Annotated in this window: 12 protein-coding genes; all 12 read right to left on the bottom strand. The window is 34.6% G+C overall.

The features are described 5' to 3' along the window. Positions 1-38: 38 nt before the first annotated feature. Positions 39-1019, bottom strand: a complete 981-nt coding sequence (locus tag ACFVRR_RS03160) for a polysaccharide deacetylase family protein (RefSeq protein WP_387324550.1) — start codon at positions 1017-1019, stop codon at positions 39-41. Between the two features lie 408 nt (positions 1020-1427). Beyond that, a complete protein-coding gene (gene pnp / locus ACFVRR_RS03155) occupies positions 1428-3542 on the bottom strand; it encodes a polyribonucleotide nucleotidyltransferase (protein WP_387324547.1) in 2115 nt (704 codons plus the stop codon). Between the two features lie 231 nt (positions 3543-3773). After that, the gene (gene rpsO, locus ACFVRR_RS03150; RefSeq protein ID WP_025568545.1) at positions 3774-4043 is read right to left on the bottom strand and encodes a 30S ribosomal protein S15; all 270 of its coding nucleotides are present in this window, start codon (positions 4041-4043) and stop codon (positions 3774-3776) included. A gap of 139 nt (positions 4044-4182) precedes the next feature. Then, on the bottom strand, positions 4183-5124 hold the full coding sequence (gene ribF, locus ACFVRR_RS03145) for a bifunctional riboflavin kinase/FAD synthetase (RefSeq protein ID WP_387324544.1): 942 nt from the start codon (positions 5122-5124) through the stop codon (positions 4183-4185). A 72-nt stretch (positions 5125-5196) separates the two neighbouring features. After that, positions 5197-6108: a tRNA pseudouridine(55) synthase TruB gene (gene truB / locus ACFVRR_RS03140; protein WP_387324542.1), complete on the bottom strand. Its 912-nt coding sequence runs from the start codon at positions 6106-6108 to the stop codon at positions 5197-5199. A gap of 72 nt (positions 6109-6180) precedes the next feature. Further along, the gene (gene rbfA / locus ACFVRR_RS03135) at positions 6181-6528 is read right to left on the bottom strand and encodes a 30S ribosome-binding factor RbfA (RefSeq protein WP_387324540.1); all 348 of its coding nucleotides are present in this window, start codon (positions 6526-6528) and stop codon (positions 6181-6183) included. A gap of 409 nt (positions 6529-6937) precedes the next feature. Next, positions 6938-9118, bottom strand: coding sequence for a translation initiation factor IF-2 (gene infB, locus ACFVRR_RS03130; protein ID WP_387324538.1), 2181 nt, complete (start codon positions 9116-9118; stop codon positions 6938-6940). 23 nt (positions 9119-9141) lie between these two features. After that, positions 9142-9441 carry a YlxQ family RNA-binding protein gene (locus tag ACFVRR_RS03125; protein WP_097975467.1) on the bottom strand — a complete coding sequence of 100 codons (300 nt, stop codon included), beginning with the start codon at positions 9439-9441 and terminating at the stop codon, positions 9142-9144. Beyond that, complete coding sequence (gene rnpM / locus ACFVRR_RS03120) at positions 9438-9707, bottom strand: RNase P modulator RnpM (protein ID WP_387324535.1); 270 nt, start codon at positions 9705-9707, stop codon at positions 9438-9440. Before rnpM ends, ACFVRR_RS03125 begins: the two co-directional genes overlap by 4 nt. An 8-nt stretch (positions 9708-9715) precedes the next feature. Then, positions 9716-10840, bottom strand: coding sequence for a transcription termination factor NusA (gene nusA, locus ACFVRR_RS03115; RefSeq protein ID WP_387324532.1), 1125 nt, complete (start codon positions 10838-10840; stop codon positions 9716-9718). A 16-nt stretch (positions 10841-10856) separates the two neighbouring features. Beyond that, positions 10857-11330 carry a ribosome maturation factor RimP gene (rimP, locus tag ACFVRR_RS03110; RefSeq protein WP_097975469.1) on the bottom strand — a complete coding sequence of 158 codons (474 nt, stop codon included), beginning with the start codon at positions 11328-11330 and terminating at the stop codon, positions 10857-10859. Between the two features lie 243 nt (positions 11331-11573). Beyond that, a complete protein-coding gene (locus ACFVRR_RS03105) occupies positions 11574-15884 on the bottom strand; it encodes a PolC-type DNA polymerase III (protein ID WP_387324528.1) in 4311 nt (1436 codons plus the stop codon). Between the last annotated feature and the right edge of the window lie 68 nt (positions 15885-15952).

The raw sequence follows: 15952 nt of genomic DNA, 5'->3' as shown, positions 1-15952 counted from the left end.
ATATTTTACAATCATCTTAACAAAGCTGAAAGTAATTGTCATTTGTTTTCAACTTTTTTAATTGTATCGTACCGTTTTTCATCTAATAAAGTTGAAATATTTACAACTTTTCGACCTGATGCCTCTATTTTTGTGATTAGTTCATCAAGTGCCTCAGCTGTCGGTTTCGTTGGATGCATAAGAACGATTGTACCATTGTCTACTTTTTTCATAACACGATTAATAATGACTTCTCTTGGCGGTTTCTGCCAATCAATCGTATCTGCTGTCCACATAATTGTTTTTAATCCTAAACTTGAAGCGATTTTAACTACCTCGTCACGATAACTACCGCTTGGAGGAGCAAACCATACAACTTTTTCATTAGTTGTAGCTAGTATAACTGAATTTGTTTGAGTTATTTCATTTCTTATTTGCTGACTACCTAATCTTGCCATATCGGGATGTGTATAAGAATGATTCCCAACTTCTTGATCTGCAGCAGTGATAAGTTGAGCGACAGTTGGATTATTTTTTACCCATCTACCCTCAAGAAAGAAAGTTGCGTTTGCATTGTGCTTCTTTAATACTTCTAACATTTCCGGAATATATTCATTTCCCCATGCAACATTGATTGTAAATGCTACCATTGGTTTTTCAGGATTCCCTTTATACACTGGTGATGGTGGTAAATCTTTTAAATGAACTTTTGGAGAAACTTCTTTAAATACTAGTTTATTCTCATCAAACTTACCTTTTGCCTTCATTTTCTTATATGACGCATTAACATCGACTGTTAAACCATTATAGCCGGGTATTGCTTTCCAAACCGAGTCCACATAGGCATCTTTTGGAGCTATCTCGAAAGTTGGCGCTTTTGTTTTGATTTCATCCAATAACCCATTTGTTTTTGCTGTTACAAATGACGATTTTAAAGTTAAGTTCCTCACGTATTGATTCGTATATTGATTTCTAACTGCTAAAAATGCTAGAAATAATGCCATAACGAATGCTAAGACTTTTAACCGACTTCTACTCATTTCCTAAACGCCCTCCTACTAGAAGGAATATGATATTTTTTAAAAAATAGAACAAGCTTTCTACTTATGTACGACTAAATTAGTAATAACTAATTTATCTGGTAATTTCTAGTTCTACTTTTCTTATTGTAACCAAAAAAATTTTAGGCACACATGAAATTCTGGAAAATTAAAAAGTGAGGATTAAGAAGGAATGTTGAAGTAAAAAAATAAAAAAACAACAGGCTCATTCTATGTGCCTGTTGTTTTTATGGGTTAGGAAGGCGAACGCCTTCCGCTTTTCATGATGTCTAGCTCCAGGCGTTTGCCCCTCGAGGTCATAAGCCAAGGACCAGCAAAGGTTAAAAAACAACCTTCACTGGTCCTTGTCTTATGCTTGTCGGGGCAGAGCGAACGCCTTCCGCTTTTCTAGTTTTGCTCAGCTTTTTCTTTTTGCTCTTTTAATACAGCTTTACGAGATAAGTTTACTCGTCCTTGTTTGTCGATTTCAGTTACTTTTACTAGGATTTCGTCTCCAAGTGAAACTACGTCTTCAACTTTTGCAATGCGTTCTTCTGCAAGTTCAGAAATATGGACTAATCCATCTTTACCTGCAAAGATTTCTACGAATGCGCCGAATTTTTCAATTCGTTTTACTTTACCCATGTATAATTGACCAACTTCTACTTCTCGAACAAGGTCTTCGATAATTTGTTTTGCACGTTCATTCATAGGTTGGTCCACAGATGAAATAAATACTGTTCCATCTTGTTCGATGTCAATTTTCACGCCAGTTTCTTCAATAATTTTATTGATTTGTTTTCCACCAGGTCCAATAACATCTTTAATTTTATCTGGGTTAATTGTCATCATTAAGATTTTTGGAGCAAACTCAGATAAAGCTGTTCTTGGTTCGCGTATTGTAGCAAGCATAGAATCAAGAATTTGCATACGACCAATTTTTGCTTGTTCTAATGCTTCTTTTAAAATTTGTTCTGATAAACCTTCTATTTTAATGTCCATTTGAAGTGCAGTTACACCTTTAGCTGTTCCTGCTACTTTAAAGTCCATATCTCCTAAATGATCTTCCATACCTTGAATGTCTGTAAGAACAGAATAATGTTCACCAGATTTAATTAATCCCATTGCAATACCAGCAACTGGTGCTTTGATTGGTACACCAGCATCCATCATTGCTAGAGTACTTGCACAAATACTTGCTTGTGAAGTAGAACCATTTGATTCAAGTACTTCTGATACAAGGCGGATTGTGTATGGGAAATCTTTTTGATCTGGAATACTTGGCTCAAGTGCTCTTTCACCTAATGCTCCATGTCCAATTTCACGGCGACCTGGTCCACGAATAGGTCCTGTTTCACCAACACTGAATTGTGGAAAATTATAATGATGCATAAAACGTTTTGATTCTTCAATACCTAATCCATCAAGAATTTGCACATCACCTAGTGCACCTAGTGTACAAATGCTTAATGCTTGAGTTTGTCCACGAGTGAATAAACCAGAACCATGTGTACGAGGTAGTAAACCAACCTGTGATGATAATGGACGGATTTCATCTAATTTTCTTCCATCAGGACGAACTTTTTCAACCGTAATTAAACGACGGACTTCTTCTTTTACTAGCATTGAAAGAATTTCTTTAACTTGTCCAATAGTCTCATCGTCTGCTTCATTTTCTTCAAACTGAAGAACAACACGTTCTTTTACTTCATTGATCGCAGCTTCACGAGCATGTTTTTCATGAACTTGAATTGCTGCATTTAGTTCTTTTTCACAAATTTCACGAATTTGTTTTTCTAATTCAGCATCAAGTTCATGAAGTTGAATTTCGATTTTTTCTTTTCCAATTTGAGCTACAATTTCTTCTTGGAAAGCAATTAATTTTTTAATTTCTTCATGACCAAACATAATTGCTTCAAGCATAACTTCTTCTGGCACTTCATTAGCTCCAGCTTCAACCATGTTAATTGCATCTTTCGTTCCAGCAACTGTTAAATGAATGTCACTGTTTTCAGCTTGCTCAACAGTTGGATTAATAATAAATTCCCCATTAATACGACCAACTACAACTCCAGCAATAGGTCCGTTAAAAGGAATGTCAGATACGCATAGCGCTAGTGAACTACCAAACATAGCAGCCATTTCTGATGAACAATCTTGATCAACACTCATTACCATGCTGATTACTTGTACTTCATTACGGAATCCATCTGCAAATAATGGTCGAATTGGGCGGTCAATTAGTCGACTCGCTAATATTGCTTTTTCACTTGGTCTACCTTCACGTTTAATAAATCCACCAGGAATTTTACCTACTGCATATAAACGCTCTTCGTAGTTTACTGTTAATGGGAAAAAGCTAACTTTTTTAGGTTCCTTTGATGCAGTTGCTGTTGCTAATACGACAGTATCTTCGTATCTTACTAAAACTGCTCCATTTGCTTGCTTTGCTAATTGTCCTACTTCTACAGTAAGAGTTTTACCTGCAAGCTCCGTGGAAAAAACGTGCTTTTGTTGTTCCATATGGTATAAATACCCCTCTCTAATTTACAATTCAAAGTCTAAACTAATTATGTAAAAAAATCGTATATTCTCTATTATCTCCTATGTTTAGTAAAGAAATCAACTAACGAGAAAAAGAGAATAAATATTTATAAATTTAAAATTCAATTGATCAGTAATTTTAAATCGATATGTATAAGAAAAAGCGGGAAGAATCCCGCTTTTTCTTAAAGTATCAAATTAATACTCGAATTAACGACGTAAACCTAATTTGTTAATTAATTCACGGTAACGAGTAATGTCTTTGTTACGTAAGTAGTTAAGTAAGTTACGACGCTTACCAACCATTTTTAATAAACCACGACGAGAGTGGTGATCTTTTTTGTGAGTACGTAAGTGCCCATTTAAAGAGTTAATGTTTTCAGTTAAAACTGCAATTTGAACTTCTGGAGAACCAGTATCGTTCGCATGAGTTTTGTAAGTGCTGATAATTTCGTTTTTACGTTCTTGAGTTAATGCCATGTTTTTTCACCTCATAATAATATTGTTGAACACCTATCACCTAGCAGTCGTCGGTGAATCGATTTGCCAAGCAACGGTTTTTCAAGTACTTTAATAATATTACATTGTTTTAATTATAAAAGCAAGTATTCTAAATTAGTTATTCGCGAAAATAACTTTTTACTGTTTCACGATCTTTTTGTAATTGATCGATTAACTCATTTATACCATTAAACTTCTTTTCATCACGTATTCTAGCATACCAAAAAATTTCAACTTCATTTCCGTATATATCTTCATTAAATTCAAAAATATTTACTTCAATTGTTTGTTTTTGGAACTCATGATAGAAAGTTGGTTTGTATCCAATATTACACATACCTTCATATATTTCACCGTTAACAATACATTTCACAGCATAAACACCTACTGATGGTAATGCATACGGAATGGAAACAGAAATATTAGCTGTTGGAAATCCAATTGTTCGGCCACGTTTGTCACCATCTACAACGATCCCTTTAATTTGATACTGTCTGCCAAGTAAGTGGGTAGCTTCTTCCATTTCACCGGCTTTTATCGCTTCCCTAATTCGTGTTGAACTTACTTTCTCTTCATCTAAAACGAATTTTGAAACTGTTGATTGAGTAAATTCACCTCTAGAATGAAATGGTAATGATTCCATATTCCCTTTACCATATTTTCCGAATGAAAAATCAAATCCAGCAACAACATGTTTTGCATTTAAAGCAATAATGTATTGATCAACAAATTCTTGTGGTAGTAGTGCCGCAAATTCCTCTGAAAATTCAACAACAAATAATTGGTCTACACAAAGTTTCTCCATCCACTTCACTTTTAGCTCCAAAGGTGTTAAATAAGAAATCGCATCATCACGATTTCCAAGAATTGCAGATGGATGTGGATTGAATGTCATCACTGATAATAATAATCCTTTTTCATCCGCAATTTCTTTAGCAGCTTTTATGACTTGTTGATGACCTTTATGTACTCCATCAAAAAAGCCAAGTGCTAAGACCGTTTCTTTACAATCTTCTTTTTTTATTGAATGAGGATGGGTGATTTTTATTATTTTTGTCATATTTATCACCTTTTCTATAATCAAGTCTCTTTTCCCATTATAGAACAATGAATAAAATTTATATAGTTTTTTCTATTGGTTATGAAATACTCTTGTCGGTTTAATTACATTATTATTTTTAGGGTTTGGAGTGTACATTGCAATAATTCGATTATTTTCGTTGTAGACTGCAATATATTCCCCTTCTTTACAGTTCATCGTATTCGGAAAAAATCCACCATTAAATACTCTTATTTCTTCTTCAGCTGTCACAGTTAGACGTGGATACTCATTAAGAGCTTGCTCCATCGATAACATTACACGATCTAAAGTAAAATCATTAGCATTTTCTTCTAATTCAGCAAATGTAACACAATCATCAATCGTAAATGCACCTGCTTTTGTTCTAGTTAAATAAGACATATGAGCAGGGAATCCTAAAAGCTCACCAATTTGAACAGCTAAAGTTCTAATATATGTACCTTTACTACAAAAAACTTCAAATTTAAAAGAAATTGTATCGCCTTCGAATACTTCTCGATTATCAAGTAAAATGATTTCAAATATTGTAACTGTTCTAGTTGGACGTTCTACTTCGATTCCAGCCCTCGCGTATTCATATAACTTTTTGCCATTTACTTTAACAGCAGAGTACATAGGTGGAGTTTGACTAATTTCTCCAGTTAATTGATTTAGTACTTTTAAAATTTCTTCACGAGTAATAGCTCGATCAACCTTCTTTTGCTCAATAGTTTCACCATGAGCATCCTCAGTTGTTGTAGAAAATCCTAAAGTAATTTCACCAATATATTTTTTCCGATCATCGGTTAAATATGGTATTAGCTTTGTAGCTTCACCTACACAGATCGGCAAGACGCCCGTTACTTCTGGATCTAGGGTTCCTGTATGACCGACTTTTTTTGTCTTTAAAATCTTTCTTATTTTAAAGACGCAATCATGAGAGGTAAGACCCGCTGGTTTATTTAGTGCAATTACACCATTCATCTTATCACCTATCGTTTATTATTTAGCATGATGAAAAATGGATAGACGAATCTCTCGCCTATCCATTCATTATCAGTTATTCTCTTTATTAATTTGAGTTAGCAATGTCTCAATTCGATTACCATAATCGACTGATTCATCAAATTCAAAAATTATTTCTGGTGTCTTACGTAAACGAATACGTTGACCAATTTCAGAACGAATAAATCCTTTTGCTTTCGCTAATCCAATTAATGTATTTTGACGTTGTTCGTCGTCACCTAATACTGAAATATAGACTTTAGCTTGTTGAAGGTCACCAGTTACTTGAACATCAGTAACTGTTACGAAGCCGATTCTTGGATCTTTTATTTTTCTACCAATAATCTCACCAAGTTCTTTCTTCATTTGTTCCCCAACACGATGTGCTCTTACTTTCATACTTTCACCTCAATCTTACAAAGCAAAACAATTCGTGCTTTCATACAATTAGTTTAACTAATTGTATAAATAATTATTTATTATGCTGAACTTATTCATTTGTGATAAGTCCATTATTTATTTCCAGTTTTAAATCATCTTCTAGAAGAAATATTATGATGTCTAGTTCCAGCGACTTGCCCCTCGAGGTCATAAGCCCAATAGCAGTAAAGGTTAAAAACCAACCTTTTCTGCTATTGTTCTTATGCTTGTCGGGGCTGAGCAAGTCGATTCCACTTTTCGTAATGTCTAGTTCCAAAAGCTAGCTCTTCGGTAATATTCCAACTACTTTCGAAGTGGACAAACCACCACTTCTTCAAGTTGTCGGAGATATTCCCTTCAGAGCTGGGCAAGCTTTTTCCACTTTTCGTTACTTACGTTTAATTTCTTCCATTACGTAAGCTTCGATTACGTCGCCTTCTTTAATATCATTGTATTTCTCGATCGTGATACCACATTCGTAGTTTGTCGCTACTTCTTTAACGTCATCTTTGAAACGTTTTAATGTGTCTAATTGACCTTCGAATACAACAATACCGTCACGAATTAAACGAACACCGCTGTCACGAGTGATTTTTCCATCAGTTACATAACATCCAGCAATTGTACCAACTTTTGATACTTTGAATACTTGACGAACTTCTGCTTGACCGATTACTTTTTCTTCAAACTCAGGGTCTAACATACCTTTCATCGCAGCTTCAATTTCTTCAATTGCTTTGTAAATAATACGGTGTAATCGAATATCTACATTTTCTAAATCTGCAGTACGTTTTGCATTTACATCAGGACGTACGTTGAAACCAATAATAATTGCATTAGATGCAGAAGCTAAAATTACATCTGATTCAGAAATTGCACCAGCGCCTGTGTGGATGATTTTAACTTTAACGCCTTCTACTTCAATTTTTTGTAATGAAGCAGCCATCGCCTCAACAGAACCTTGAACGTCTGCTTTAACAATTAGATTGATTTCTTTTACGTTACCTTCTTGAATTTGAGCAAATAAATCTTCAAGAGATAATTTTGAGCTTTCACTACGTTGTTGCAGAACTGCTTGTGAAGCACGTGCTTCACCAACTTGACGCGCACGTTTCTCATCAGCAAATACCATAAAACGGTCACCTGCTTGAGGAACTTCATTTAAACCAGTAATTTCAACTGGCATTGAAGGACCAGCCTCTTTAATTCGGCGACCTAAGTCATTTACCATTGCACGTACTCGTCCAAATGAAGTACCAACTACAATTGGATCTCCAACTTTTAATGTACCATTTTGAACTAATAAAGTTGCAACTGCACCTTTACCTTTATCTAATTCAGCTTCAATTACAGTACCTAGTGCTTTACGTGTAGGGTTAGCTTTATATTCTTCTACTTCACTAACTAAAAGAATCATTTCAAGTAACTGATCAACACCATTACCGTTTAATGCTGAAATAGGAACAAAGATTGTGTCTCCACCCCATGCTTCTGATACAATACCGTGTTCAGTTAATTCCTGCATTACACGATCTGGGTTTGCAGATTCTTTATCCATTTTATTCACAGCTATAATAATAGGAACTTCTGCTGCTTTTGCGTGATTGATCGCTTCCACTGTTTGAGGCATAACACCGTCATCAGCTGCTACAACGATAATTGTAATATCAGTAACTTGTGCTCCACGTGCACGCATTGTAGTAAATGCGGCGTGACCAGGCGTATCTAAGAACGTAATTTTCTTTCCTTCGATTTCTACTTGGTAAGCACCGATATGTTGTGTAATTCCACCTGCTTCTCCAGCAGTTACCTTTGATTTACGAATATAGTCAAGTAAAGTTGTTTTACCGTGGTCAACGTGACCCATAATCGTTACAACTGGTGGACGTTCTTGTAGATTAGCTTCATCGTCAGCTTCATCAATAAAGCTTTCGAAGTCATTTTCATCAACAATAACTTCCTCTTCAACTTCAACTCCGTAGTCACTTGCTAATAATTCGATTGTGTCTTTATCAAGGTCTTGGTTGATTGTCGCCATAATGCCTAACATAAATAATTTTTTAATTAATTCTGATGGTTCTTTACCTAATTTTTTTGCAAGCTCAGATACTTTTAATGAACCTGAGAAGATTATTTTATTTGAGGTGTTCTCGGTTGAGTTATTTTTATGATTCATATTTTGATTGCCTTTCTTTATCCCTGTCGTTTGTCGATCTTCATTTTGACTGCTTTGCTTTTGGCTGTCAGTCTTTTTCTTTTTATTACTGTTCTTTTTTGATTTTTCTTTCGTATCTTCTAATTGATCGTCTACTTCGTAATCAAGTTCTTCACTAACTTCTACATTAAATGCAGGAATTACCTTAAAAGAAGATTTTGACACAGCTTTTTGGGGTTGTTTTATCTCCACAGACTTTGGTTGAAAACTCTTATTTAATTTTTCAACAATATCCTCTGCAATTGTGGCCATATGATTCTTTACTTCGATTTTTAAATCCTTGAGTCTTTCAATAATTTCCTTACTTGAAACATTTTGCTTTTTAGCATACTCATAAATTCTAATTTTCGTCATACGTTCACCCCCAGATTAGTCCATTAATTTAATAATGTCTGAAGTTTTGTTGCAAATCCTTGGTCAGTAATTGCAACGACCACTCGAGCGTCTTTCCCAATAGCGTGCCCTAATTCAAAGCGATTTTCAACATAACAAAGTGGAGTATTGTAAAAAGTTGTTTTGTCTTTTATTTTCTTCGCAGTTAACTCAGAAGCATCCTTTGACAAAATAACTAGTTTTGCTCTTTTTTGTTGGACTTCTTTTACAACTAACTCTTCGCCTGAAACCACTTTACGAGCTCTAGCTGCAAGTCCTAATAAAGACAATCCTTTGTTTGTCATGCTTTTTCCTTTTCAATATACGCTAAAAGTTCTTCATATAAACTAGCATCAATTTTAGCGTTTAATTGCTGTTCTAAAGTGTTTTTTTGCTGCGCTTGTTTTACAACTTCAACAGATTTAGTTAAGTAAGCTCCACGACCCGATTTTTTTCCACTTGGATCAAGGGAAACTTCTCCTTCTTTAGAACGAACAATTCTAATTAATTCTTTTTTTGGTTTCATTTCTTGTGTGACAACACACTTACGTAAAGGAATTTTTCGATTCATGAGTTTACTCACTCCTCATTAAAGTCGTCAGCGTAAGCATCGAAATCATCATTAGATACTGTTGCTTCTTGCGCTGGTGATGTATAGTCAATACCAATTTTATCTGCGTCTGACTGTGATTTAATATCTATTTTCCAACCAGTTAAACGCGCAGCTAATCTAGCATTTTGACCTCTTTTTCCAATTGCAAGAGATAATTGGTGATCTGGTACTACTACAGTAGTTGCTTTTTCTTCTTCATTTACTAAAACTCTAATAACTTGAGATGGACTTAATGCATTTGCAACAAATTCAACTGGATCTGAAGACCAACGTACAATATCAATTTTTTCACCTTTTAATTCATTAACAATTGCTTGTACACGTTGACCTTTTTGACCTACACATGCACCTACTGGATCTAAATCAGGGTTGCTTGTATATACTGAAATCTTAGAACGGTCACCTGCTTCACGTGCAACTGAACGAATTTCTACAACACCATCATAAATTTCAGGTACTTCTGTTTCAAATAAACGCTTTAATAATCCAGGGTGAGTACGTGATACAAAAATCTGTGGACCTTTTGAAGTTTTTTCTACTTTTGTAACAAATACTTTAATGCGATCATGGATTCTGTATTTCTCAGTTGGAATTTGTTCTGTTACAGGAAGAACTGCTTCAATTTTTCCTAAGTTAACATAAATAGCGCGTGAATCGATACGTTGAACTGTACCTGTCATCATATCTTCTTGGCGGTCAATATACTCTGAATAAATTACACCGCGTTCTGCTTCACGTACTCTTTGTGTTACGACTTGTTTAGCAGTAGTTGCAGCAACTCGTCCAAAGTCTTTAGGTGTTACTTCTAATTCAATGATATCGCCTACCATAAAGTTTGGATTATGTTGTTGTGCTTCTTCAACTGTAATTTCTAAACGAGTATCAAACACATTGCTTACAATTTCTTTTCTTGCAAAAACACGAATTGAACCGTTATGTAGGTTAAAATCAACTCGAACATTTTGTGCTTGATTGAAATTACGTTTATATGCTGAAATTAAAGCAGCTTCAATTGCTTCAATTACTACATCTTTACTAATTCCTTTTTCTCTTTCAATTATTTCTAATGCTGTTAATAACTCCGAACTCATTAAAAGTACCCCCTACTTAAAAAAACGTAACAGCAAGTCTTGCACTTGCAATTTTTGGTGTTGGAATTGTAATCATTTTTTTTCTTGTTTTAATTGTTAATTCTAACTGAACTTCCTCTGACGTATAGGAAATTAATTTCCCTTCAAATTTCTTTTCGTCAAGGATTGGTTCATATGTTTTAATGAAAACTTGTTTTCCAATTGCTTTAATAAAATCTTGTTCTTTCTTTAAAGGACGCTCAGCACCAGGTGACGAAACATCTAAAAAATATAGGTTTTCAATTGGATCTTTTTCATCTAAGACTTCACTTAGTCTTTCACTTACTGCAGCACATTGCTCCAAATCAATTCCAGACTCACTATCTATAAATACTCGAAGGAACCAGTCTTTTCCTTCTTTTACGTATTCTACATCAACTAACTCTAATCCTAGTTGTTCAATTATTGGTTGTGCTAATTCTGATACAACCTCTGTGACCTTCTTACTCAAGAAGTATCCTCCTTCCAAACATTACAAGATGAAAATTCCCTGCTATTTAGCAGGGAAATTATCTTTAGTATTTCCAATTTACGCAATTATTGTAACTTAAAATTCAAGTTGCACACTACGTAAGAGATGAATTGGATCATAAGGGTAATAAGAAAGAGCAGGTTGCCCCTGCTCTTCAAGAAAAATCCCGTGCTAAATTACATCTGTATCTACTATACCATAATTCCCAAGTTTTGCAAACTGTTAAAAGCCATCGAAAAGTGATAATTGGTTTTGATCAGGTAAGTTTTGTAAACAGCCTTGTTTATCTAAATACTCTAATACTGTTTTTGAAATTTTACTTCTTTGTTGTAAGTCTTCTTTCGAAAGAAATTCTCCGTCTTCTCTAGACGCAACAATATTTTTAGCCGCATTCGTCCCTAATCCAGGAATCGAATTAAACGGTGGAATCAATTTGTTACCATTTACTAAAAATTCATCTGCACTTGATCGATATAAATCCATTTTTTCAAATGAAAAACCTCTTTCACACATTTCTAATGCTAACTCTAGTACAGTCATTAAACTTCTCTCTTTTACTGATGCATCTAAACCTTTTATCGCGATCTCTTCAATTTTAGCTTTAATCGTACTTGGACCAGCAATCATTGCTTCGATATCGAAATCTTCTGCTCGTACTGTAAAATATGCAGCATAATAAAGAATTGGATGGTGAACTTTGAAATATGCTATTCGTACTGCCATCAAAACATATGCAGCCGCGTGGGCCTTCGGGAACATGTACTTAATTTTTTTACATGAATCAATATACCAAGCAGGTACTTTATTATTTCTCATTTCTTCTTCCCACTCTGCTGGTACGCCCTTACCTTTACGAACTGATTCCATTATTTTAAAAGCTAATGAAGGCTCTAATCCTTGATATATTAAATAAACCATGATGTCGTCACGACAACCAATTACTTCAGAAAGTGTACAAGTTCCACTGTTAATTAATTCAGATGCATTTCCTAACCATACATCTGTACCATGTGATAAACCAGAAATTTGAACTAGCTCTGAGAAAGTAGATGGCTTCGTATCTTCTAACATTTGACGAACGAATTTTGTTCCAAATTCCGGAATTCCATAAGTACCTGTCTTACAGCCTATTTGTTCCTCTGAAACACCTAAAGGTTCTGGGCCAGCAAATATTTTCATAACTTCAGGGTCATCAGTTGGAATCGTTTTTGGATCGATTCCACTTAAGTCTTGAAGCATGCGGATAACGGTTGGATCATCGTGTCCAAGAATATCTAGTTTTAATAAATTATCATGGATTGAATGGAAATCAAAATGTGTCGTTTTCCATTCAGACTTTACATCATCAGCTGGGAACTGAATCGGTGAAAAATCATAAATGTCCATATAATCTGGAACTACGATAATTCCACCTGGATGTTGTCCAGTCGTTCTTTTTACTCCTGTACATCCCATAGCTAATCGATCATATTCAGCACCACGTAAATTTAGATTATGATCATTTGCATACCCTCTAACATAGCCGTAAGCTGTCTTGTCAGCTACAGTACCAATTGTACCTGCACGATAGACATAGTCCTCACCAAAAAGTACTTTTGTATAATTGTGAGCAGTTGGTTGATATTCACCGCTGAAATTCAAATCGATATCAGGAACCTTATCCCCTTTAAATCCAAGGAAGGTTTCGAACGGAATATCATGACCATCTTTTTTAAATGCGGTACCACATTCTGGACAATCTTTGTTCGGTAAATCGAATCCAGAACCTACTGATCCATCATTGAAAAACTCAGAATGTTTACAATTTGGACAGACGTAATGTGGTGGAAGTGGATTTACTTCCGTTATTTCTGTCATGGTTGCTACTAATGATGAACCTACAGATCCCCTTGAACCCACTAGATACCCATCATCTAAAGATTTTTTTACAAGTTTATGCGAAATCAAGTAAATTACGGCAAAACCATGCCCAATAATACTTTTCAACTCTTTTTCAAGACGGGCTTCTACAATTTCTGGTAATTGCTCTCCGTAAATAGATCTTGCCATTTGATAGCTCATATCGCGAACTTCATCTTCAGCACCTTCAATTTTTGGAGTATATAAGTCATCCTTAATTGGTTTAATATCTTCAATCAAACTAGAAATTTTTTGAGTATTTGTGACGACTATTTCTTTTGCTTTTTCTTCTCCTAAAAATGCGAATGAAGATAGCATCTCATTGGTTGTTCTAAAATGAACATCTGGTAATCGATGTCGATTTAATGGATTTGCTCCACCCTGAGAACCAACTAAAATTTTTCGATAAATTTGGTCTTCTTTTTGTAAGTGATGAACGTTGCCAGTACCAACTACAATTTTTTCTACCTTCTCAGCCATTTTTACGAGCTTTGAAATTACTTCTCTTAAATGTTGTTCATTTCGAACAATTTCTAATTCTACTAAATGTAAAAGTGTCTCTGGCGGCATTACTTCGATATAATCATAAAACTCCATTAGCTTTTCTGCTTCTTCAGGAGATTTTTGAACACTTGCCTCAAAAACTTCACCTTTATCACATGCAGATCCGACTAATAATCCTTCGCGATGTTTCACTAATAATGATCGAGGAACCCTTGCAACTCGATGGTGATAATGAATATGAGAATATGAAACAATTTTAAACAAGTTTTTTAGTCCAGTTTCATTGGTAGCTAATAGAGTTGCATGTGATGGTCTTGCTCGTTTATAAGCATCGCCTTTCCCCATGTTATTATTTAGCTCGTCATGATAATACATATCCTGCTCTGCTGCATCTTTTAGCATTTTTAAGAGTAAGAAGCCAGTGGCCTCGGCATCGTAAATCGCTCTATGATGTTGTGTTAAGTTAATATCGAATTTTTTACAAAGTGTATTTAATCGGAAGTTTTTAAAATCTGGATATAATGTTCTAGCTAACTCAAGCGTATCGATTACACCGTTATTTGTAATACCAATTTCATATTTTTTAAAGCCCATTTGAATAAAACCCATATCAAATGAAGCATTATGAGCTACTAAAATATCGTCACCCATCCACTCTTTAAACTCACGAAGTACAACATCAACATTTGGGGCATCTCTTACCATATCGTCAGTAATTCCCGTCAATTCAATCGTAGTTGCAGATAGTGGATGATGTGGATTTGCAAATCGTTCAAATCGGTCAATGATTTCACCTTTATGAATCTTTACAGCAGCTAACTCGATGATCGTATCGTAAACAGCAGAAAGACCTGTTGTCTCTACGTCAAATACAACATAGGTTGCTTCCTCTAATGAAACATGAGATGGATTATATGCTGTTGGTACACCATCATTTACTAGATTTATTTCAACGCCATATAGAATTTTCACACCGTGTTTTTTCCCTGCTCCAAATGCTTCGGGGAAGGATTGAACAACTGCATGATCCGTTATTGCAATAGCTTCATGTCCAAATTTACCTGCTTGTTTGACTAAATCACCTGCTGAAACGACTGAATCCATTTGGCTCATGTGTGTATGAGCATGTAACTCAATTCTACGCTCTCCTTCTTTTGCTTTATCCTTGCGTTCATCTGGCGTAATTTCATTTATATCGTTTGCAATCATGACTAAATCACGAACAAATGTATCGTTTTGTACTGATCCTCTAACTTTTACCCACATACCCTTTTTAATTTTATTTAACATTGGGATATCTTCTTTATCTCTAGAGAACATTTTAACTAGAATTGAGCTAGTGTAATCAGTAATTTTAAAGGTAATTAAGACACGGCCACTCTTAAGTTCACGAATTTCAGAATCGAATACATATCCTTGTAGAACTACTCGTTTTTCTTCTTCAATGATTGACGAAATCGTATTAATTTCAGTTTCTTTAATATAATATCCAACGACAAGAGGACCCTGAGGCTCATCTCCTTCAGCTTCTTCAGCAGCCTCTTTCTTTTCTAATTCAACAAGTACTTCCATCGCTCGCTTGCGATCTTCTTCAGCTTTTTTCTCAAGAAACTCAGTTTTTTCTTCAACATTATCTTTTATCGTATTCTCAAAAAACAACTTAGGAAAACCTACTTTTTGATATAAATCCTGCAGCTGAGGAACGTATCGATTTGTAAAAGCATTTTCTTCAATTAGACTATTTAAATCGATGATTACTTTATTATTTTCAACTGAAGGTAGAGCAGATTCAATATGTTGTAATATAGGAGATTTCGATTCAACAGATTGAATCATAAATGACCAATAATCAATTACTTTTTGTTCATCTATTTTTGGATTTTCAGTATTAATAACGACGGAAACATCTGCTATATGTTTAAAAGCTCTTAATAAACTTGTTACAAATACTTGAAATGTTGCAAAAGGTAAAACATTATCTATTTTAAAAGTAAACTGCCATTTTTTTTCGCTTTTATTTACTTCAAGATTTACGATTTCCCCATTTTTAAAATATAGATCTCGCATATCTTCGGGAAACTGAAGCTGATCTAATAATAGCTGAAACCGCTCCTGACGTGTTTGTCCCATTTTTTCACCAACCTTATTATATAAATTGCAGTTAAATTGCAGTATATGTGTAAAAAAAATCGAAAGTA

The sequence above is a fragment of the Gottfriedia sp. NPDC057948 genome (genome assembly GCF_042887255.1).
GTDB lineage: Bacteria > Bacillota > Bacilli > Bacillales > Bacillaceae_G > Gottfriedia.
This window is presented reverse-complemented; position numbering and strand designations above follow the sequence as displayed.